Below are 20,241 nucleotides of genomic sequence, written 5' to 3' on the forward strand. Positions count from 1 at the left end.
TCGCCGCCCGGCCGCTCCCACAGTTACCAATAATTCTCCACCGCCACCGCGCCTGGCCGGCGGGTCAGGCTCAGTTGCATGTCGCGGGTCTTCAGCACGGCGCGGCAGTCGTCGATCATTTGCGGGTTGCCGCACAGCATCACCCGTGAATGCTCCGGCGTCAGTTCAAGCCCGGCCGCTTTTTCCAGTTCGCCATTGGCGATCAATCCGGTGACCCGGCCATGCAGCGCGCCGGGCACTGCTTCGCGGGTAACAATGGGCACGTAAACAAACTTGTCAGCGTATTCGGCCAGGTAATCGCGCTGCATCAGGCCGGCGATCATGTCCTGATAAGCCAACTCGGTTCTGCTGCGGGCGCTGTACACCAGCACCACGCGCTCGAAGCGCTGCCACACCTCGAAGTCTTGCAGAATCGACAGAAACGGCGCCAACCCGGTGCCGGTGCCGATCAGCCACAAATCGCGGCCATCGACGAAACGGTCGAGGGTCAGATAGCCCACCGCCTGACGCTCCACCAGCAATTCGTCGCCAACCTGCAAGCGGCTCAGCTCGCTGGTGAATTCCCCGCCCGGCACCACGATGGAGAAGAACTCCAAGTGTTCGTCATGGGGCGCCGAGAGCATTGAATAGGCGCGCCACACCACGCTGCCATCGGCCTTCTGCACGCCCAGGCGTGCGAACTGCCCGGCGCGGAAGCGAAAGCCGGCGTCGCGGGTGCAACGCAGGCTGAACAGGGTGGGCGACCAGGGCCGCACGTCCAGCAAGGTTTCGCGGGTGAACTTGTCGTCGCTAGCGGTCATACGCACACATCCTTTCAAAGCCGATGGCCCAAGTGTCGCGCAAAGTGCGGCGCGGCAATACCTGCAAAGCATGGGGTTTTAGCCGGCCAAACGGCGCGCCCGGCTCGCGCCACTTTGCAGCATCGAGCACATCCGCCATCATTGCCGCCCTTGCTCTTCAGCGGTTCGCGCCATGCCTGTTTTCACCACGCCCTTCGCTTCTCTCGACCTGTTCCGCCAGCCGCCGCAGCGCGACGATCCGTTGCAGGCGTTCGACGCGGCGGACGAATACCTGCTCAACCACCTCGCCGAGCAGGGTCTGGCGCCCGAGGCGCGCGTGCTGCTGCTCAATGACAGCTTTGGTGCATTAGCGGCGAGCTTGGCGGGCAAGGCGCAGATCATCAGCAGCGGCGACTCGCACCTCGGTGCGCTGGCGCTGCGCAATAACCTGGCGTGTAACGGATTGCCGGCCGACAGCGTGCCATTCGTGCCGGCCAGCCAAACCGTGCAAGGGCCGTTCGACTGGGTGCTGATCCGCATCCCCAAAACCCTGGCACTGCTGGAAGAACAGCTGATCCGCCTGCACGGCCAACTCGCCCCCGGCGCACAGGTGGTGGCAGCCGGCATGGTCAAGCACTTGCCACGCAGCGCTGGCGATTTGCTGGAGCAATACGTCGGTCCAGTACAGGCCTCGCTGGCGGTAAAAAAGGCACGCCTGCTGCTGGTAACGCCGACGCATAAAGCCCCGGTCGCATCGCCCTACCCCAGCCGTTATCTGCTCGATTCGCCGCGCCTGGAGCTGCTCAACCACGCCAACGTGTTCTGCCGCGAAGGCCTGGACATCGGCACCCGCGCCTTCCTCCCGCACCTGCCAAAAAACATCGGCAGCGCCCGCGTGGCTGACCTGGGCTGCGGCAACGGCGTGCTCGGCATCGCCTGCGCCCTGGCCAATCCGGATGCGCAGCTGACGCTGGTGGATGAGTCGTACATGGCCGTGCAATCGGCCGCCGAGAAGTGGCAGGCGGCGCTGGGCGACCGGGCGGTGACGATTCGTGCCGATGATGGGTTGGCCGAGCAGGAAGAAGATTCGCTGGATATCGTGCTATGCAATCCGCCGTTTCATCAGCAGCAGGTGGTCGGTGATTTTCTCGCGTGGCGCATGTTTCAGCAGGCGCGGGCGGCGTTGGTGACGGGGGGTGAGTTGTGGATTGTGGGGAATCGGCACCTGGGGTATCACGCCAAGTTGAAGCGGCTGTTTCGGGGGGTTGAGCAGGTGGCGGCTAATCCGAAGTTTGTGGTGTTGAAGGGGGTTAAGTAGGTTGCCGTTTGGGTGAGGACCGAGTCCGACGCGGCACTCTGGATTCCCGCCTGCGCGGGAATGACGGTGGGTGGGGCCGTGCGCAGTGACTCATCTCGTCGAACCAAAACACCGTCATTCCCGCGAAGGCGGCGGTCCGACGATTCGGAATCCAGAATCGTCAGCCGAGCACCAAACTCGAATCAAACCTCAACACCCTCCCCCTTCAAAAATCCACCGTAGCCGACACCTTCACCGTCCTCGGCGCGCCCTGGGTCAAGTACCCGCCATTAGCCGATTCCCAATAATCCTTATTCGCCACGTTCTCCATCCCGGCGCGCAAGGTGATATCGCGCTCATCCAGCTTGAAGGCATAACGCGCCCCCAGGTCGATGCGGGTCCAGGCGGGAATGCTCAGGTCGTTGGCCGAGTCGTAGTATTGCCCGCCAGTGCGCAGCAACAGGCCATTGACGGCCAGGCCTTGCACGCCCGGCACGTCCCAGTCGGCGCTCAGGTTGTATTGGAAGTTGGGGACGCCCACGGCGCGGTTGCCGTCGTTCACGCCGCGCACGGTGCGTGCCGGTGTGCCGACGCTGGCCACCGTGCCGCGCAGTTCGGTGTCCACCCACGTACCGCCCGCCAACAGGCGTAAGCCCGGCAGCGGTTCGCCGAATACGCTCAATTCAACGCCGCGGTTGCGCTGCTCGGCATCCACGCTGGAGACGTTGTTGACGGTCACCAGCTGCGGCTGCTCGATGCGGTACACGCCGAAACTGGCACCGAAGGTTTGCCAGTCGAGCTTCACGCCCGCTTCGATTTGCTTCGAACGATACGGCGGGAACATCTCGCCACGGTTTCCCGCTGCCGTGCTCACCTGCCCCGGCGAGAGTCCTTCGATGCGGTTCGCGTAGAACGACAGGTACTCCGTGGGCTTGATCACCAGGCCATACACGGGCGTGTTGATGCTTTGGTCGTAGTCCGAGCTGCGCACACCGGTGCGGGCGTTCCAGGCGCTGGTGACGATCTGCTGACGACGAATGCCGAGGGTGAACAATACGCGCTCGTCAAAGAAACCCAAGGTGTCGGAAATGGCGGCGCTGCGGGCGATTGAGGATCCGGTCTTGCGTGGGTCGTGAATATCGCCGTTGATCGTGGCGCGTGGTATGGGACTGTCGAAAGGGTCGTAGAGATTGCCCGGCAAGCGATTGGCTTCAGACGTCGACTCATTCGCGCTACGCCATTCCCGCCAGTTGCCGCTCAAGCCGAAATTGAGCTTATGGCTGACCGGCCCGGTGTCGAACGTGCCGCGCAAACCGCCAAGGGCGCTGCGGCTTTCTTCATCGCGCGGGGCGTACAAGCGCCCGACTCGTCCGGTGCCATCCAGGCTGCTGACGTACAGCGACGAGTACACGCCGTTCTCGCGGGTGTACTTGCCGCCAGCGGCGCCGTAGAGGGTCCAGGTGTCGTTGAGGTCGAATTCGACCGTGGCCATGCCGAAGGTGTCTTCCATCTGCGAATACGCCCAGGGCTGGGAGTAGTTGTGGTCGGCGTCTGGCACTTTCGGGGTTTTACTTAGCGAGGCGGGCGTGAGGTAAACCACCGAGCGGCCTTCGTTGACGCGCTGTTTCTGATAGCCAAAGTCGGTCGATACACGCAGCCGCTCGCCCCGGTAGTCCAGGCCAAACGCCACCAGGCTGAAGTGTTGGTGCTCGTCGTCTACCGCCGTTTCGCCATCGCGCTTGGCCATGTTCACGCGCACGCCGAATTTATTGTCTTCGCCGAAACGCTGGCCCAGATCGAAGCTGCCACCGACGCGGTCGCTGCTGCCGTAATCCAGCGTGGCGCTGCGGTTGGGCGTGTCTTCGGCGTGCTTGGAAACGATATTGATACCGCCGCCCACGCCGCTACCGCCGGGCGACACGCCGTTGAGAAAGGCGTTCGAGCCTTTGAACACTTCCACCCGTTCCACCGCTTCAGTGGAAATAATCTGGCGCGGCAGAACGCCGTACAAACCGTTCAGCGAAATGTCGTCGGAATACAGCTGCAGGCCACGGATCACGAACACTTGCGAGAAGTTGCCGAAGCCATAGGACTGACGCACCGCCGGGTCGCTGTCCATCACCTCGCCCAGGCTTTGGGCCTGGCGGTTTTCGATCAGTTGGCTGGTGTAGCTCGACACGCTGAAGGGCACGTCTTGCATGTCTTGATTGCCCAGCACACCGACGCGCGCGCCACGGGCCACGTCGCCGCCAGCGTAGGTTTCCGGCAGGTCGCGGCGGCCATCGGCCACGCTATTGACGTTGGTTACGTCCAGCTCGACCGCGCCGGTTTCTGCCGGAATCGGCTGCACGCTCACGGTGCCGTCGGCATCGATGCGGTAAGTCAGGCCAGAACCTTGCAGCAACCGTTGCAGACCGTCTGCCACCGAGTAATCACCCTGTAGCGCCGGCGCCTGCTGGCTGCGCGTGAGGCCGGCGTCGTAGAGCAGGCGCACGTTGGCCTGTTCAGCGAAATCGGTAAGCGCCGCTTCCAGGCTTTGCGCCGGCACGTTCAGTTCGACGGCCGACGCGGCCCAGCTGGCGCAGGCCAACGGAATGGCCAGGAAAGAGTGAAAAACGCGCGGTGGCTTGCGGCCCATGGTGATGTCCTGTTCTGCCGGGTCTGTTGCTTCCGTTCTCTTTTGCGAGAACTTCGCATTTGCAGAAACAGAAGACGTAAGCGCGCGAGCTTTCTGAACCGACGCCGCCATTTTTTTTTCGATTATTTTTCGCGCCGTCGCGCAGGCCCGGAATTTACTCGGCCGCCGGCTCGCGTGAAGACACCAGCAACAGCCCCGGCAGACGCGTGAGGCGCACCGGCAAATTGCTTTCGATGGCACGCAGCAGCGCGTTTGGGTCGGCGCTGGCGAAAACGCCGGTCACTTGCAGGCGCCGCGCCGCGTCGTCCAGAAGCAGCACGCGCTCGCCTTGCACCCGTTGCAATTGGGCGAACACCTCCACCAGCGGCTGCGAACGGAACACCAGCCGCCCCCGTTGCCAGGCCAGACGTTGTGCTTCGTCCAGCGGTTCGAGAGTTTGCAGTGCGCCGTTGCGCCAGGCGATCTGTTGGTGCGCGTTCACAAACTGCGCGGGCTGGTTGCCGTCACTGACGTGCACCTGGCCCTGACTGACGGCCAGTTGAACCTGCTTGTCGCCGCTGTAGTGGACGTCGAACCGGGTGCCGGTGACGCGAATCTGCGCCGGGCCGGCGAGCACGAAGAACGGCTGGGTGGCGTCACGGGCGACCTGGAAATCCGCTTCGCCGCGATACAACTTCACCTCGCGGCGGCCCTCGGTTACCGACCAGTCCAGCGCCGTGTCACCGTTGAGCGTGAGCACCGAGCCATCGCTCAAGCGCACCTCGCGCACCTCGCCAGGCTGGGTGTGGTAATCGGCGTACAGGCCGACCCAAGTGCCTTGGGGCAGCCACACCGCCAGCAGCAACGCGGCGGCTGCGGCCAGCGGCACACCCCAGCGCGCCGCGCGATGGGCCCGTTTCACCTTGACCACGTTCATGGCCGGCGCCGGGCGCGACACTTCGCCGAGCAGCGACCACAGACTTTCCACCTGCTGCATGGCCTCGGCGTTCTGCTGCGACGCCACCCGCCAGGCATCAAGCCGTGCATGGTCCGCCGCCGTCGCGCGCCCGGAATGCAGCAGCACTTGCCATTCGCGCGCTTGCGCCAAGGGCAAATCGGTGGCGGGTTGGGTGTGTGTCATTGGCCGGCGTCCATGTGCTGCTGACAGGTTTCGAGGGCCTTGAGGATATAGCGTCCGGCCATGCTTTCCGAGACACCGAGGCGCTCGCCGATTTCACGCTGGGTCAAGCCGTCGAGCCGATTCCACAGCAGCGCCTGGCGCAAGTGCTCGGGCAAACCGTCGAGCACGTTCTGCATACGGCTCACGCCTTGCGCGCCGCTGGCAATGCGCTCGGGACCGGGCAGCTCGGACTCCAGCTGATCGTCCATGGCTTCCTGAGTCGGACGAGCTTCCTGCTGACGGTGGTGGTCGATGATCAAATTGCGCGCGATGCGGTACAAAAACGCCCGCAGGTTGCCGATTTCCTCCGTTGGCTCGCGGCGGCTGAAACGCAACCAGGCCTCCTGGCGCAAATCGGCCGCCAACTCGGCGCACTTCAACTGCCGCTGGAAAAAACGCAGCAGCTCGCCGGCATGGCGCTGGAACGGGTCGTCCGCAGAGTGAGGGTCGAGAGGCGAAGGCACGGCGGCTTCCGGCTGAAACGAGGGAAGCGCAACATACCTTTGTTGAGAATTGATTTCAAATGCGAGTAATGGCGAGAAGGCAGTGCGGCGCTGGAGATCAAACGCTCGAGGCTAAAGCCTCTCCTACAGGGGATGCGTTTGTTTAACGCCGGCCTCGCCCTACGGCGTACTCATGCCCGCGGCCTGCATGAACAGGCGCAGCAAATACGACACCACGCCCAAGGCCAGCACGCTGGCGGTCCAGATGAGGACCAGCCAGCCGAGGCGTTTCCAGAAGGGTTGTTTGTCGCTGGTTTCCATCGCTGCGCCCCTAGTGGTAGCCCTGATCCGGTGTCACCTTGCCGCGGAACACGTAGTAGCTCCACGCGGTGTACATCAGGATGAACGGGATGATGAACAGCGCCCCGACCAGAATGAAGCCTTGGCTCGACGGCGGCGACGCGGCCTGCCAGATGCTCACTGACGGCGGAATGATGTTCGGCCACAAGCTGATGCCCAAGCCGCTGTAGCCGAGGAAAATCAGCACCAGCGTCAGCAGGAACGGCACGTAGTTGCGGTTGCGCTCCACGGCGCGCAGCAGGGCGACGAAGGTCACCAGCACCAGCACCGGAACCGGCAGGAAATAGAACAGGTTTGGCAGGCTGAACCAGCGCTCGGCGATTTCGCTATGGGCCAATGGCGTCCACAAGCTGACCACGCCGGTCACGCCCAGCAGCACAAACGCCAAGGGCCGCGCCATGTCGTGCATCTGCTTTTGCAAACGGCCTTCGGTTTTCATGATCAGCCAGGTGCAGCCCAGCAGCGCGTAAGCGGCAATCAGCGCCACGCCGCAGAACAACGGGAACGGCGCCAACCAATCCAGCGAGCCGCCGGCATACGTGCGGTTAACCACGGGCAAGCCGTCGATATACGCCCCCAGCGCCACGCCCTGAAAGAACGTGGCGGTTAGCGAGGCCGCCAATAAAGGCTTTGTCCCACAGATGGCGCTTGTGCTCTTTGGCTTTGAAGCGGAACTCGAACGCCACGCCGCGAAAGATCAGGCCCAGCAGCATAAAGATCAGCGGCAGATACAAGGCGCTGAGCACCACCGAATAGGCCAGCGGAAAGGCGCCGAACAGGCCCGCGCCGCCCAGCACCAGCCAGGTCTCATTACCGTCCCAAACCGGCGCCACGGTGTTCATCATGATGTCCCGTTCGCCGTCGTCTTTCACAAACGGGAAGAGGATGCCGATGCCCAGGTCGAAGCCGTCCATGACCACGTACATCATGATGCCGAAGACGATGATGACCGCCCAGATCAACGAAAGATCGATACCGCCCATACTCAGTTACCTCTGCCCAGGTTCTGGTCAGTTTCCAGGCCTTCGCCCGGCGCCGACAACGGCCGCGCCGGTGTCCGTTTGGTCCCCGGCCCGCCTTCGCGTGGCTCGCGGCCTTCGTCGGTGATCGGGCCTTTGCGCACCAGGCGCATCATGTAGCCGAACCCCGCGCCAAACAGAGCGAAGTACACCACCACGAAGAGAATCAGGGTCAGGCTCATTTGCGCGAAGCTGTGGTTGGACGACGCATCGGCCGTGCGCATCAGGCCGTACACCACCCACGGCTGGCGGCCGACCTCCGTGGTAAACCAGCCAGCCAGAATGGCAATGACGCCGGACGGCCCCATCCACAAGGCCAGGTACAGAAACGGCTTGGACTCGTACAGCCGACCGCGAAACCGCAGCCACAGACTCCACACCCCGGTCAGCAGCATCAGCAGCCCGAGCGCGACCATGATGCGAAACGTCCAGAACACGATGGTGGAGTTGGGCCGGTCTTCAGCCTTGAACTCCTTCAGCGCCGGCACTTGTTTGTCCAGGCTGTGGGTCAGAATCAGGCTGCCCATGTACGGAATTTCGACGGCGAAACGGGTTTTCTCCGCCTTCATGTCGGGCCAGCCAAACAGGATCAACGGCGTCGGTTCGTTGCCGACGTTTTCCCAATGGCCTTCGATGGCAGCGATTTTCGCCGGCTGGTGTTTAAGCGTGTTCAGGCCATGGAAATCGCCGACCACCATCTGGATTGGCGCCACGATCAACGCCATCCACATGGCCATCGACAACATGCGCCGAATCGCCGGGTTGCCGCGCCCGCGCAGCAAATGCCAGGCCGCCGACGAGCCGACAAAAAACGCCGTGGCCAGGAAGGCCGCGATGGACATATGAATCAGGCGGTACGGAAACGACGGGTTAAAAATCACCGCGAACCAGTCCAGCGGCACCACGCGCCCGTCGACAATGTCGAAGCCTTGCGGGGTGTGCATCCAGCTGTTGGACGCGAGAATCCAGAAGGTGGAAATCAACGTACCGATGGCCACCATAACGGTGGAGAAAAAGTGCAAACCGGGGCCCACGCGGTTCCAGCCAAACAGCATCACGCCGAGGAAACCGGCTTCGAGGAAGAACGCCGTGAGCACCTCATAGGTGAGCAGCGGCCCGGTAATGGCGCCGGCAAAATCGGAAAAACCGCTCCAGTTGGTGCCGAATTGATAAGCCATCACCAGGCCCGATACCACGCCCATACCGAAGTTAACGGCGAAGATTTTCGACCAGAAGTGGTACAGGTCGCGGTAGGTTTCGTCGCGGGTCTTCAGCCACAGCCCTTCGAGCACAGCCAGGTAGCTGGCCAGGCCGATGGTGATGGCGGGGAAGATGATGTGAAAGGAAATGGTGAACGCGAACTGCATTCGGGCCAGATCCAGCGCCTCTAAGCCAAACATGGATATTCCTCGTCAGAAATCAGTTATCGCGCGTTCGTGGGGGCTTCTCGTTAGCCCCGAAAATTTGCGATCGGTTCAGGAAATTATTGTTAGGGCGGCGTGTTACGGGATGGGCGGTTTGGCCCTGCACGCTCTAATAAACGGCGTGCTGATATGGGTCAAAGCCTAACGCTTTTGCGGGTTGAGGGCTGATGCGGTGGATTGTCGCGCGAAGGTTTTTTGATAGTTAAAACGGCCTATCCGGCCCCTCCTCCCGTCATCCTCGCGAACGCGGCGGTCCGACGATTAGGGATCCAGAGTCTCCAGCCGTACGCCCAAGCTGGCCCCTCGTATTCATTACCGCGTGTACTGAACGTTTTGTTTCGCGCCTTTTGCGCGCTTCAACCAGTCCACCGTCATCCCCGCGCAGGCGGGGATCCAGAATCTCAAGCCTTGCAGTGGATGTGCAGAGGTATTCATTACCGCGTGTGCTGAACGTTTTGTTTCGCGCCTTACGCGCGTTTCAACCAGCCCACCGTCATCCCCGCGCAGGCGGGGATCCAGAATCTCAAGCCTTGCACGGTGGATGTGCAGAGGTATTCATTACCGCGTGTGCTGAACGTTTTGTTTCGCGCCTTACGCGCGTTTCAACCAGCCCACCGTCATCCCCGCGCAGGCGGGGATCCAGAATCTCAAGCCTTGCACGGCGGATGTGCAGAGGTATTCATTACCGCGTGTGCTGAACGTTTTGTTTCGCGCCTTACGCGCGTTTCAACCAGCCCACCGTCATCCCCGCGCAGGCGGGGATCCAGAATCTCAAGCCTTGCACGGTGGATGTGCAGAGGTATTCATTACCGCGTGTGCTGAACGTTTTGTTTCGCGCCTTACGCGCGACTCACTTTTTCCAGTCGCTGAAAAAGTAAGCAAAAAGCTTGCCCCTACCTTGGGTCTACGCTGCGCTTCGACTTCCCTCCCTCCATCGCCGCTACGGGGGCCGGCGAGACGGGCCATCCTTGGCCCGACACGCCTTTCGCGGCTCCCGGCCGCTCAACCCCCTACACGTCGACTCCACTCGGCCTGCGATGAATGGGGCGGGTAGATCACGAGCCAGATCAAAAGCGTCGATCAACCGCCCCTCTCCCCAACCCTCTCCCGCAAGCGGGAGAGGGGGTTCAACGCGTCAGTCCGGCGAACGAGGTACGCCTCCCCTCGCCCGCTCGCGGGAGAGGGGCTGGGGGTGAGGGGCCGTTGCTTCACCAATCCCCCCGAAAAAAACCGGGCGATCACTGGCCGCTTCATGGTCACCGCCAACCGCCCCCATGCTAGCCTCTGCCCTCGCCGCCCCAATTCCCCAGATGAACTATGTCCACCACCACGCCCGTGCTCTTGCGTCATCACGTTCCGTTCCTCACGTTCTGGCTCGCCCGCGTATTCACGGCGAGTGGTTTTCAAATGCTCACGGTCGCTATCGGTTGGCATATGTATCAGCTCACCGGCAGCGTCATGGACCTGGGTTGGGTCGGCATTGGTGGAGTTCTTGCCGCGCGTGCTGTTTATGTTGCACACCGGCCACGTGGCGGACCGCTACGACCGGCGCAAGGTGGCGGCGTTTTGTCAGGGTTGTCAGGCGGTGATCGCCCTCGCTCTGGTGCTGGGCAGCGCCAGCGGCGATGTCACGCGCGAGATGATTTTTGTATTGGCTTTCCTGCTCGGCAGTACCCGTGCCTTTGAGATGCCGGCCACCCAAGCGTTGTTGCCGAGTCTGGTGCCGGCGGCGTTGTTTCCGGCGGCCATTGCGGCGTCTTCGTCGGCGATTCAAACGGCCACTATCGTCGCCCCGGCGCTGGGCGGCTTTCTGTATGCGTTTGGCAGTATCTGGGTGTATGCCCCCACCACGGCGCTGTATGTGCTGGCGTGCGGGTTGATGCTGAGCCTGCCGAAGAATCAGGCCAAGCTCAGTCAGGAGCGGCCGTCGATGCAATCGCTGTTGGCGGGCATTCGCTTTGTTCGCAGTCGCCCGGATATTTTCGGCGCCATTTCGCTGGATTTGTTCGCGGTGCTGCTGGGCGGCGCTACGGCGCTGTTGCCGGTGTTCGCCAAGGACATTCTGCTCACCGGCCCGTGGGGCCTGGGCATGCTGCGTTCGGCGCCAGCGGTGGGCGCGCTATTGATGGCGTTCTGGATTGCGCGCTTTCCGATCAAGCGCAAGGTGGGCCGCGTGATGTTTATTGCGGTCGGCGTGTTTGGCGTGGCCACTATCGCTTTTGGGCTGTCGACGTCGTTGTGGTTTTCGCTGCTGGTGCTGGTGATTCTCGGTGCGGCCGACATGATCAGCATGGTCATTCGCGGCGCGTTCGTGCAGTTGGAAACACCCGATGCCATGCGCGGCCGCGTCAGTGCGGTGAATGGCTTGTTTATCGGCGCGTCCAATCAGCTCGGCGAGTTCGAGTCCGGCCTCACCGCCCATTGGTTCGGCACGGTTAACGCGGTGGTCATGGGCGGGGTCGGCACGCTGTTGATTACCGGCACTTGGTACAAGCTGTTCCCCACCCTGGCCAACCGCGAAACCCTCAGCGCGCCGGAACCGGCCGAGGCTACAAAACCTTCTCCACCGTAATCGGGAATTCCCGAATGCGCTTGCCGGTGGCGTGATACACGGCGTTGGCAATCGCCGCGCCGACGCCCACCAGGCCAATTTCCCCGACACCTTTCGAGCCTAGGGCGTTGACGATGGTGTCGGGCTCGTCGACAAAAATCACATCGATATCGCCCATGTCGGCATGCACCGGCACGTGGTATTCGGCCAGGTTGTGGTTCATGTAGCGGCCCAGGTTGTGGTCGATTTGCGTCTCTTCCTGCAACGCCATGCCAATGCCCCACACCAGGCCGCCGAGAATCTGGCTGCGGGCGGTTTTCGGATTCACCACGCGCCCGGCCGCAATCGCACTGACCACGCGGCTAACCCGCACCTTGCCCAACGCTTCGTCAACGCGCACTTCCACGAACACCGCCGAATGGGTGGCGGTGGCGTAGGGGTCGCGCTTCTCTTGGTCGGGTTCAGCGTCGACATGGGCCTCGATATGCCCGCTGCCGCTGCCGCGAACGATTTCGCCCAAGGCCACCTGCTTGCTCGGGTTCGCTTTCAGACGCAAGGCGCCGTCAACAAATTCCACCTGCTCGCGAGTGGCCTCGGCGAACGGCGAATCATCGAGTTGTTGCGCCGCTTCCAGCAGTTGCTTTTGCAAGGCGCTACAGGCTTGCTGCACAGCGCTGCCGACCGAGGAAATGGTGAACGAGCCGCCTTGCAGCGGCGAGGTGGGCAGGCTGGAGTCGCCGATCAACACGGCCACCTCATCGGTGTCCAGCCCCATGGCGGCGGCTGCAATTTGCGTGAGCGCGGTGTAGGTGCCGGTGCCGATGTCCGTCACGGCGCTGCTGACGTGCAGGCGCCCGTGAACGTCGAGCACGACGCGGGCACTGGCTTTCTGTTGCATGGCTTCCCACACGCCCGTGGCCACGCCCCAGCCGAGCAAGTCGTTGCCGTCGCGCATGCTGCGCGGCTCGGGCGAACGTCTGGCCCAGCCGAAGCGTTCGGCACCTTCGCTGTAGCACTCACGCAGGGCCTTGCTTGAGTAGGGTTTGTCTTCGTTCTGGTTGCGGTCGCTATAGTTCTCGATGCGCAACTTCAGCGGGCAGACGTTGGCGGCGTAGGCCAATTCGTCTATCGCGCATTCCAGTGCCAACACGCCCGTGGCGCGCCCGGTGCGCGCATGTCCAACGGCGTATACACATCCAGCGGCACCAAGTGGTAGTCGAGCGCCACGTTATCGCAGTGATAAAGCATGCCGGACCACTCGACCAAGTGCTCGGTGAAGTCCTCAAAACTGGCGGTTTGCGCAATCGCTTCATGGCGAATGGCTTGCAGCTTGCCGTTGGCATCGGCGCCCAGACTCAAGCGTTGGATGGTGCGCGGCCGGTAGCCAAAGGTGAACATTTGCTGGCGAGTCAGGGCCACACGCACTGAGCGTTTGAGCTTCAGCGCGGCCATCACTGCCAAGGTCAATTGGTATTGCGGACGCAGGCCGGAACCAAAGGCGCCGCCCACGTAATGTGCCACCACTCGCACGCTGCCCGGCTCCAGGCCGAACACTTGCTCGATAAAGGTGCGGCAGTTTTGCGTGCCCTGGGTTTTGTCGTAAATCAGCAGGCCACCGTCGGGCTGCACCACCACGGTGGAGGCGTGAGGCTCCATGGGGTTGTGGTGCTCGATCGGCGTCTCGTATTCCACGTCGACGCGGGCGGTGGAGCGCGCCAGCGCCGCGTCGACATCGCCGCGCGGTTCGGGCAACTCGGCGGGGGCTTTGTGGCTGTTGCCCAACTGCTCGCGCAGATCGGTGTGATGGGGCTCGCTGCGGTATTCAACGTGCACCTGGGCGGCGGCCATGCGCGCCTGTTCCAGTGTCTTCGCCACCACCAGCGCCACCGGCTGGCCGCTGTAGAGAATGCGGTCGTTGTAGAACGGACGGAACGGCGAGCCGTCGCCCGCATCGGCGTCCATATACGCTTCGTCGTAGCTGGCCAATTCGGGCCGATTCAGGTGGCTGAGCACCAGCAACACGCCAGGCAATGCCAAGGCGGCGCGGGCATCGATATCGACGATACGGCCATGGGCGATGGGGCTGGAAACGACCCAGCCGTACGTCAGCTCGGCAGTGTGAAAATCCGCTGCATAGCGCGCTTCGCCGGTGACTTTGGCGTAGCCGTCGACGCGGTCCAGCGGCACGCCCATGGGCGCTTCAAGCGGCGTGTGAAGGGCTGTAACGGTGGCGCTCATGCGGCCTCCCCTGCTTTCGCGGCATCGTTGAGGGCACGCACCACAGCCTGGCGCGCCAGTTCAATTTTGAAAGTGTTGCGGCCCAGGCCGTTGGCACCGTCGAGGAGCAGATCGGCGGCCAGGCGGAAATTCGCGGGCGTCGCCGGTTTGCCCACCAGCGCCGCTTCGGCGTCCGGGTTGCGCCACGGTTTGTGCGCCACGCCACCCAAGGCAATACGCGCCTCGCGGATCACATGGCCGTCGATATCCAGCGCCGCCGCCACCGACACCAAGGCGAAGGCGTACGACTCACGGTCGCGCACCTTCAGGTAATGGCTGTGGGCGGCGAAGCCGGCGGGGGGCAGTTCGATGGCGGTAATCAGCTCGTCCTGCGCCAGCACGTTGTCGCGCTGCGGCTCATCACCCGGCAGGCGATGAAAATCCGCGAACGCAATCACCCGCGCGCCTTGCGGTCCGGCCACATGCACCTTGGCCTGCAAGGCGGCAAGGGCCACGCACATGTCCGAAGGATGCGTCGCCACGCAGTGTTCACTGGCGCCAAGAATGGCGTGGTTACGGTTCAAGCCCTTTAGCGCGCTGCAACCGGAACCCGGCTCGCGCTTATTGCACGGCGTGGCGGTGTCGTAGAAATACAGGCAGCGCGTGCGTTGCAGCAGGTTGCCGCCGGTGGTGGCCATGTTGCGCAGCTGCGGTGAAGCGCCGGCCAGAATCGCCTGCGCCAGCAACGGATAATCGCGCTCGACGCGAGGATGCCAGGCGAGGTCGCTGTTGCTGACCAAGGCACCAATCAGCAGGCCGCCGTCCACCGTATCGGTGAGTTCGTGCAGCGGCAGGCCGGTGATATCGATCAAGCGTTGCGGACGCTCGACGTTCTCTTTCATCAAATCGAGCAGGTTGGTGCCACCGGCAATAAAGCGCGCATGTGGCCCGGCCAACCGCAGGGCTTCATCCAGCGCCGTGGGCCGCGCATAAGCAAAGGGACTCATGCCGCGTCCCCCTTCTTGATCAACGCCGGCGCGCTGGTTTCCAACTCACCGCGACACACCGGCAACGCTTCTTCGATGGCCGCCAGAATGTTGTTGTAGGCGCCGCAACGGCACAGATTGCCGCTCATTTGCTCGCGAATTTCGTCGGTGCTGTGGGCACGGTTTTCACCGGCCATCGCCAGCGCCGAACAGATTTGCCCCGGCGTACAGAAGCCGCATTGAAAGGCATCGTGCTTGATAAACGCGCGCTGCAACGGATGCAGCTCTTCGCCGTTGGCCACGCCTTCAATGGTCGTCAGTTCCGCGCCATCGTGCATCACCGCCAGGGTCAAGCAGCTGTTGATACGCTTGCCGTCGAGCAACACCGTGCACGCACCACATTGGCCGTGGTCGCAGCCTTTTTTGGTGCCAGTGAGTTGCAGTTGCTCACGCAGCATGTCCAACAACGTGGTCCAGGCCGGTATCTGAACGCGGCGCTGCTCGCCATTGATGGTGAAACGCAGGGTGTGCAGCGCGAACAGGTCTTCGCGCTCATGTTCCAGGCCTTCGCCAGTCAGAGTCGTACTCATAGAAGCCTCACGGTAATCGGCGGGCCGCGCGTTGGCGGCGGCGCAGTTGGCTGCGTCTATGGGTTACGACTGAGCGAAAAACTGATGTGTTCAGGTTTTTTCCCCAAGCGCTCGGCAGACGACCATTCATCGCGCCAAAAAGCAAAACGCCATACCGCCTTCAGGCCCCGTTATTACTCGCATTGTGGCGTTTCGCTTTTGCCCGACCGAAGCCGCAAACGCGGCACAAGCCCGTCCTTGACGCGCCGCCCGGGAACCATCTGAAAAAAACCACAGTCGGAACCTTGTCTCGCCTTCCCGCCTGTCACGCCCACGGCGAGGTAGGCAATCATGGATCTCGGCGAGGAGCCCTCGGTGACTTTCAGCATCCCAAACGCAGCAACCGGTAAGCGCAAACGACTGCGCCATTCCCTCACCACCATGGCGGCGCTGGTGTCGTTAATGGCTGCCGGACAGCTCTGGGCGTTCAGCCTGGACGACGTGGCGCAGAAAGCTAAAGACCTGGCGGCGCAAAAGTATGTGGTGCCCAAAAGCAACCTGCCGGCCGAGTTCAGTGAGATGAAGTTTGCGGATTACCAGAAGATCCGCTTCCGCCCCGAAAAAGCCGAGTGGCAAAACCTGAAAACGCCGTTCAAGTTGTCGTTCTATCACCAGGGCATGCACTTCAATACGCCGGTGAAGATCAACGAAGTCGCCGCCACCACGGTGAACGAAATCAAGTACGACCCCAGCCGTTTCGATTTCGGCGACCTCAAGTTCGACGCCAAGGCCACCGAACAATTGGGTTACGCCGGCTTTCGTGTGCTGTACCCGATCAACAAGGCCAACAAGCAGGACGAGATCATGACCCTGCTCGGTGCCAGCTATTTCCGCGTGATCGGCAAAGACCAGACGTATGGTTTGTCGGCGCGCGGCATGGCGATTGATACGGCGTTGCCCTCGGGCGAAGAATTTCCCCATTTCACTGAATTCTGGATTGAGCGGCCCAAGGCCGGCGAGAAGCAGTTGGTGATTTACGCCCTGCTGGATTCGCCGCGCGCCACTGGCGCTTATCGCTTGGTGCTGCGCCCGGGGACCGACTCGGTGGTGGATGTGAAAACCCGCATGTACCTGCGCGAAAACGTGGCGCAGTTGGGCGTTGCGCCGCTGACGAGCATGTACTTGTTCGGCGCCAACCAGCCACCGAAAACCCTGAACTACCGCCGCGAGTTGCACGACTCCAACGGCCTGTCGATTCACACCGGCAACGATGAATGGATCTGGCGCCCGCTGAACAATCCCAAGCACTTGGGCGTGAGCAGCTTTGCCGTGGAAAACCCGAAAGGCTTCGGCCTGCTGCAACGCGGTCGCGACTTCTCCCATTACGAAGACCTCGACGACCGCTACGACCAGCGCCCGAGCGCGTGGATTGAGCCGCAGGGTGATTGGGGCAAGGGCACCGTCAACCTGGTGGAAATTCCCACCGCCGATGAAACCAACGACAACATCGTGGCCTTCTGGAAACCCGAGTCGCTGCCCGAGGCCGGCCAGCCGATTGATTTCAGCTACCGCTTGCACTGGAGCAGCGATGAAAAAGCGCTGGGCTCGCAGGAGCTGGCGTCGGTTAAACAAACGCTGCGCTCCACCGGCGATGTGAAGCAGTCGAACCTGATTCGTGAGCCCGATGGCAGCATCGCCTTTTTGGTCGACTTCGAAGGCCCGGCCCTTAAAGCTCTGCTGGAAGACGCGCCGGTGCGCAGCCAGATCAGCCTGGACGACAACGCCAAGCTGATGGAAAACAACGTGCGCTATAACCCTGAAACCAAGGGCTGGCGCCTGACGCTGCGCTTCAAAGTGGTCGACCCAAACAAGCCGGTGGAAATGCGCGCGGCCTTGGTGCGCGATCTGCCTGTTGAGGTGCCGGCGGCGGTGGATGAAGACCATGCGCCAGCGGCACCAGCAGCAGCTCCAGCAGCACCCGCCACTGCGGCCACCGCCCCTGCGCCAGGCGATGGCAGCGCCGCCGTAGCGACACCCGCTGCCGCGCCTGCGAACGACGTGCCGCCCGCCCCGCCAGCCGTGCAAGTGCTGACGGAAACCTGGAGCAACCAGTTGCCCGCCGATGAATAAGCCAGCCGCCACCACCGTGCGCGAGTACCTGGCGCATCTGCCGCTGAGCGAAGCGCAGCGCGCCGAGCTCAGCGACAGCGCTTCGCTGCAGGACGTGCACCAGCGCCTCGCCGCACAGCCTGTGGCGGATAGCGAAGCGGCGGTGCATGCCTCGGTGGCGCAACGGCTGACGTTGCTCAGCACCGATGCGCAAATGCTCGACGCCGATGCCGAGGGCCGCGTGCGCCTGAAGGCGACGCCGGCCGATCAAACGCACGCGGGTGATTCCCGAGCCCTGGCGCACCAATGTGCTGGTGCGCGCCTGGCGCACCCTTCGTGGCCGCGAAAATCCGCCGCGCGCGCCAAGCGTGAACTGCCGTCGGCGCGCTGGCGGCATGTGGGTTCTGTTCGGTCGTTACATTCTGTTGGTGCTGATGTTGGGGCAAACGCTGGTCGCCGGTTGGTACATGAAAGGCATCATGCCGTACCAGGGCTGGGCGTTTTTTGAATGGGACGAAGTGCGCCAGCAAACCATTCTGCAAACGGTCACCCAAGTGCTGCCGTATTTCTTGCAGGGCAGCATTTTGCTGCTGTTCGGCATTTTGTTCTGTTGGGTGTCGGCCGGGTTCTGGACCGCGCTGATGGGCTTTCTGGAATTGCTCACCGGGCGCGACAAGTACCGCATTTCCGGCGCCAGCGCCGGCAACGAACCCATACCTGCCGAGGCGCGCACGGCCATCGTCATGCCGATTTGCAACGAAGACGTGGCGCGAGTATTTGCCGGGCTGCGGGCTACGTATGAGTCGGTGGCCGCCACGGGCGATTTGGCGCACTTCGACTTCTTCGTGCTCAGCGACAGTAACGACGCCGACATCGCCGTCGCCGAACAACAGGCCTGGCTCGACCTGTGCCGCGAGACCCAAGGTTTCGGACGGATCTTCTACCGTCGTCGCCGCCGTCGGGTAAAACGCAAAAGCGGCAACCTCGACGACTTCTGCCGCCGTTGGGGCAGCGACTACCGCTACATGGTGGTGCTCGATGCCGACAGCGTAATGAGCGGCGAATGCCTGACCAGCCTGGTGCGATTGATGGAAGCCACGCCAGACGCCGGCATCATCCAGACCGCCCCGCGTGCCTCGGGCATGAACAGTTTGTATGCGCGCATTCAGCAATTCGCCACCCGCGTTTACGGGCCGCTGTTCACCGCGGGCCTGCACTTCTGGCAGCTCGGCGAATCGCATTACTGGGGCCATAACGCAATCATCCGCATGAAGCCCTTTATCGAGCACTGCGCCTTGGCGCCGCTGCCTGGCAAGGTGCGTTTGCCGGGGCGATTCTGTCCCACGACTTCGTCGAAGCCGCGCTGATGCGCCGCGCCGGCTGGGGTGTGTGGATCGCCTACGACTTGCCGGGCAGTTACGAAGAGCTGCCGCCCAACCTGCTCGATGAGCTCAAGCGTGATCGGCGCTGGTGCCACGGCAACCTGATGAACTTCCGCCTTTTTATGGTCAAGGGCATGCACCCGGTGCACCGCGCGGTGTTTTTAACCGGCGTGATGTCGTACCTGTCGGCGCCGTTGTGGTTCTTTTTCTGCTGCTGTCCACCGCGCTGCTGGCGACCAATACGCTGATGGAACCGCAGTACTTTATGGAGCCGCGCCAACTGTATCCGCTGTGGCCGCAATGGCATCCGGAAAAAGCCATCGCACTGTTTTCCACCACGGTGGTGCTGCTGTTTTTGCCCAAGTTGCTGAGCGTGGTGCTGGTCTGGGCCAAGGGCGCCAAAGCCTACGGCGGTCGGCTGCGAGTAACCGCCTCGATGCTGCTGGAAATGCTCTTCTCCATCCTGCTGGCGCCCGTGCGCATGCTGTTTCACACGCGTTTTGTGCTGGCGGCGTTTCTCGGATGGGAAGCCGTGGCATTCGCCAAGCCGTGACGACGGTTCCACCACCTGGCGCGAGGCGGCGCTTGCGCCATGGCCCGCAAACCGCGCTCGGCGTGGTGTGGACGGCCTTGGTGGCGTGGCTGAACCCGAGCTTTCTGTGGTGGCTGGCGCCGATTGTGGGGTCGCTGATGCTGTCGATTCCGCTGTCAGTGTTGTCCAGTCGCGTGGGCTTGGGCTTAAAGGCCAAAGACGAGCAACTGTTCCTGATTCCCGAGGAATACCAGCCACCGCGCGAGCTGGTGGCTACCGATGAGTACAACCACGAAAACAACTGGCACGCGCTGCACAACGGCTTCGTGCACGCCGTGGTCGACCCGAAACAAAACGCCCTCGCCTACGCCCTAGCTACCGCCCGCCATCGCCAGGCCGAACCGCTGCAATGGCAACGCACGGAGCAGGTGCGCCATGCGCTGAAGGTTGGGCCAAAACAGCTGGACGGCGCGGCGCGTATGGCTTTGCTGAGTGACCCGGTGGCCCTCGGCGCGGCTGCATGCTGCTGTTTGGGAAGACCAGCCGGGCGAGTGGATTGAGAGTTGGCGGGAGACGATTGCCAAGGATCCGCATGCACCGTTGTTGCCGCTGCCGGCGGTGGGGAACGTGGTGTTGGCGTGATCCAATATTCCGAGTGCTTTATCGCCTGAACGAGCCTGGATCCCCACGTGCGCGAGGATGACGGGCGTATGTGCATCGACTTGCGGAGGTTTCAAGAAAACCTCCGTCATCCTCGCGTATGCGGGGATCCAGGA

The 20,241-nt window shown here is 62.7% G+C and carries 10 protein-coding genes and 4 pseudogenes; 4 read left to right on the plus strand and 10 right to left on the minus strand.

Annotation, left to right across the window (positions count from 1 at the left end; all coding sequences use genetic code 11):
• Window positions 1-23: 23 nt before the first annotated feature.
• Window positions 24-800 (minus strand): ferredoxin--NADP reductase, encoded by a 777-nt coding sequence (locus ACZZZP_RS19585; protein ID WP_463383820.1) that lies wholly within the window; start codon window positions 798-800, stop codon window positions 24-26.
• Between the two features lie 172 nt (window positions 801-972).
• Here ACZZZP_RS19585 and ACZZZP_RS19590 point away from each other — a divergent pair, with 172 nt between their 5' ends.
• Window positions 973-2,097, plus strand: coding sequence for a methyltransferase (locus tag ACZZZP_RS19590; RefSeq protein WP_463536781.1), 1,125 nt, complete (start codon window positions 973-975; stop codon window positions 2,095-2,097).
• A gap of 205 nt (window positions 2,098-2,302) precedes the next feature.
• Here the strand turns inward: ACZZZP_RS19590 and ACZZZP_RS19595 are convergent, their stop codons facing one another.
• The 6 genes and pseudogenes from ACZZZP_RS19595 to ACZZZP_RS19620 form a co-directional block, all read right to left on the minus strand.
• Window positions 2,303-4,714 carry a TonB-dependent siderophore receptor gene (locus ACZZZP_RS19595; RefSeq protein ID WP_463383821.1) on the minus strand — a complete coding sequence of 804 codons (2,412 nt, stop codon included), beginning with the start codon at window positions 4,712-4,714 and terminating at the stop codon, window positions 2,303-2,305.
• Window positions 4,715-4,868: 154 nt separating this feature from the next.
• Complete coding sequence (locus ACZZZP_RS19600) at window positions 4,869-5,834, minus strand: FecR family protein (RefSeq protein ID WP_463536782.1); 966 nt, start codon at window positions 5,832-5,834, stop codon at window positions 4,869-4,871.
• The gene (locus ACZZZP_RS19605; RefSeq protein WP_463383823.1) at window positions 5,831-6,337 is read right to left on the minus strand and encodes an RNA polymerase sigma factor; all 507 of its coding nucleotides are present in this window, start codon (window positions 6,335-6,337) and stop codon (window positions 5,831-5,833) included. The genes ACZZZP_RS19600 and ACZZZP_RS19605 overlap by 4 nt, the downstream gene beginning before the upstream one ends.
• 159 nt (window positions 6,338-6,496) lie before the next feature.
• Window positions 6,497-6,637, minus strand: a complete 141-nt coding sequence (locus ACZZZP_RS19610; RefSeq protein WP_463383824.1) for a DUF2474 domain-containing protein — start codon at window positions 6,635-6,637, stop codon at window positions 6,497-6,499.
• 10 nt (window positions 6,638-6,647) lie between these two features.
• A pseudogene (gene cydB / locus ACZZZP_RS19615) lies at window positions 6,648-7,659 on the minus strand (cytochrome d ubiquinol oxidase subunit II).
• Window positions 7,660-7,661: 2 nt separating this feature from the next.
• Window positions 7,662-9,095: a cytochrome ubiquinol oxidase subunit I gene (locus ACZZZP_RS19620; protein WP_122494630.1), complete on the minus strand. Its 1,434-nt coding sequence runs from the start codon at window positions 9,093-9,095 to the stop codon at window positions 7,662-7,664.
• Between the two features lie 1,341 nt (window positions 9,096-10,436).
• Here ACZZZP_RS19620 and ACZZZP_RS19625 point away from each other — a divergent pair.
• A pseudogene (locus ACZZZP_RS19625) lies at window positions 10,437-11,691 on the plus strand (MFS transporter).
• Here ACZZZP_RS19625 and ACZZZP_RS19630 read toward each other — a convergent pair.
• The 3 genes and pseudogenes from ACZZZP_RS19630 to ACZZZP_RS19640 all read right to left on the minus strand — a co-directional run bounded on the left by ACZZZP_RS19630 (window position 11,669) and on the right by ACZZZP_RS19640 (window position 15,463).
• Window positions 11,669-13,908, minus strand: a pseudogene (locus ACZZZP_RS19630) (xanthine dehydrogenase family protein molybdopterin-binding subunit). The pseudogenes ACZZZP_RS19625 and ACZZZP_RS19630 sit on opposite strands and share 23 nt — an antisense overlap.
• Window positions 13,905-14,894, minus strand: coding sequence for an FAD binding domain-containing protein (locus ACZZZP_RS19635; RefSeq protein ID WP_463536783.1), 990 nt, complete (start codon window positions 14,892-14,894; stop codon window positions 13,905-13,907). Before ACZZZP_RS19635 ends, ACZZZP_RS19630 begins: the two are co-directional and overlap by 4 nt.
• Entirely contained in the window at window positions 14,891-15,463 is a 573-nt protein-coding gene (locus ACZZZP_RS19640; RefSeq protein WP_463383827.1) for a (2Fe-2S)-binding protein, read from the minus strand. Before ACZZZP_RS19640 ends, ACZZZP_RS19635 begins: the two co-directional genes overlap by 4 nt.
• A 420-nt stretch (window positions 15,464-15,883) precedes the next feature.
• Between ACZZZP_RS19640 and ACZZZP_RS19645 the strand changes: the two genes are divergently transcribed.
• Both ACZZZP_RS19645 and mdoH read left to right on the plus strand, forming a co-directional pair.
• Window positions 15,884-17,572: a glucan biosynthesis protein G gene (locus ACZZZP_RS19645; protein WP_463536967.1), complete on the plus strand. Its 1,689-nt coding sequence runs from the start codon at window positions 15,884-15,886 to the stop codon at window positions 17,570-17,572.
• Window positions 17,565-20,107: pseudogene (mdoH, locus tag ACZZZP_RS19650) on the plus strand (glucans biosynthesis glucosyltransferase MdoH). The gene ACZZZP_RS19645 and the pseudogene mdoH overlap by 8 nt, the downstream one beginning before the upstream one ends.
• Window positions 20,108-20,241 lie beyond the last annotated feature (134 nt).

The organism is Pseudomonas sp. AC211 (genome assembly GCF_979258055.1).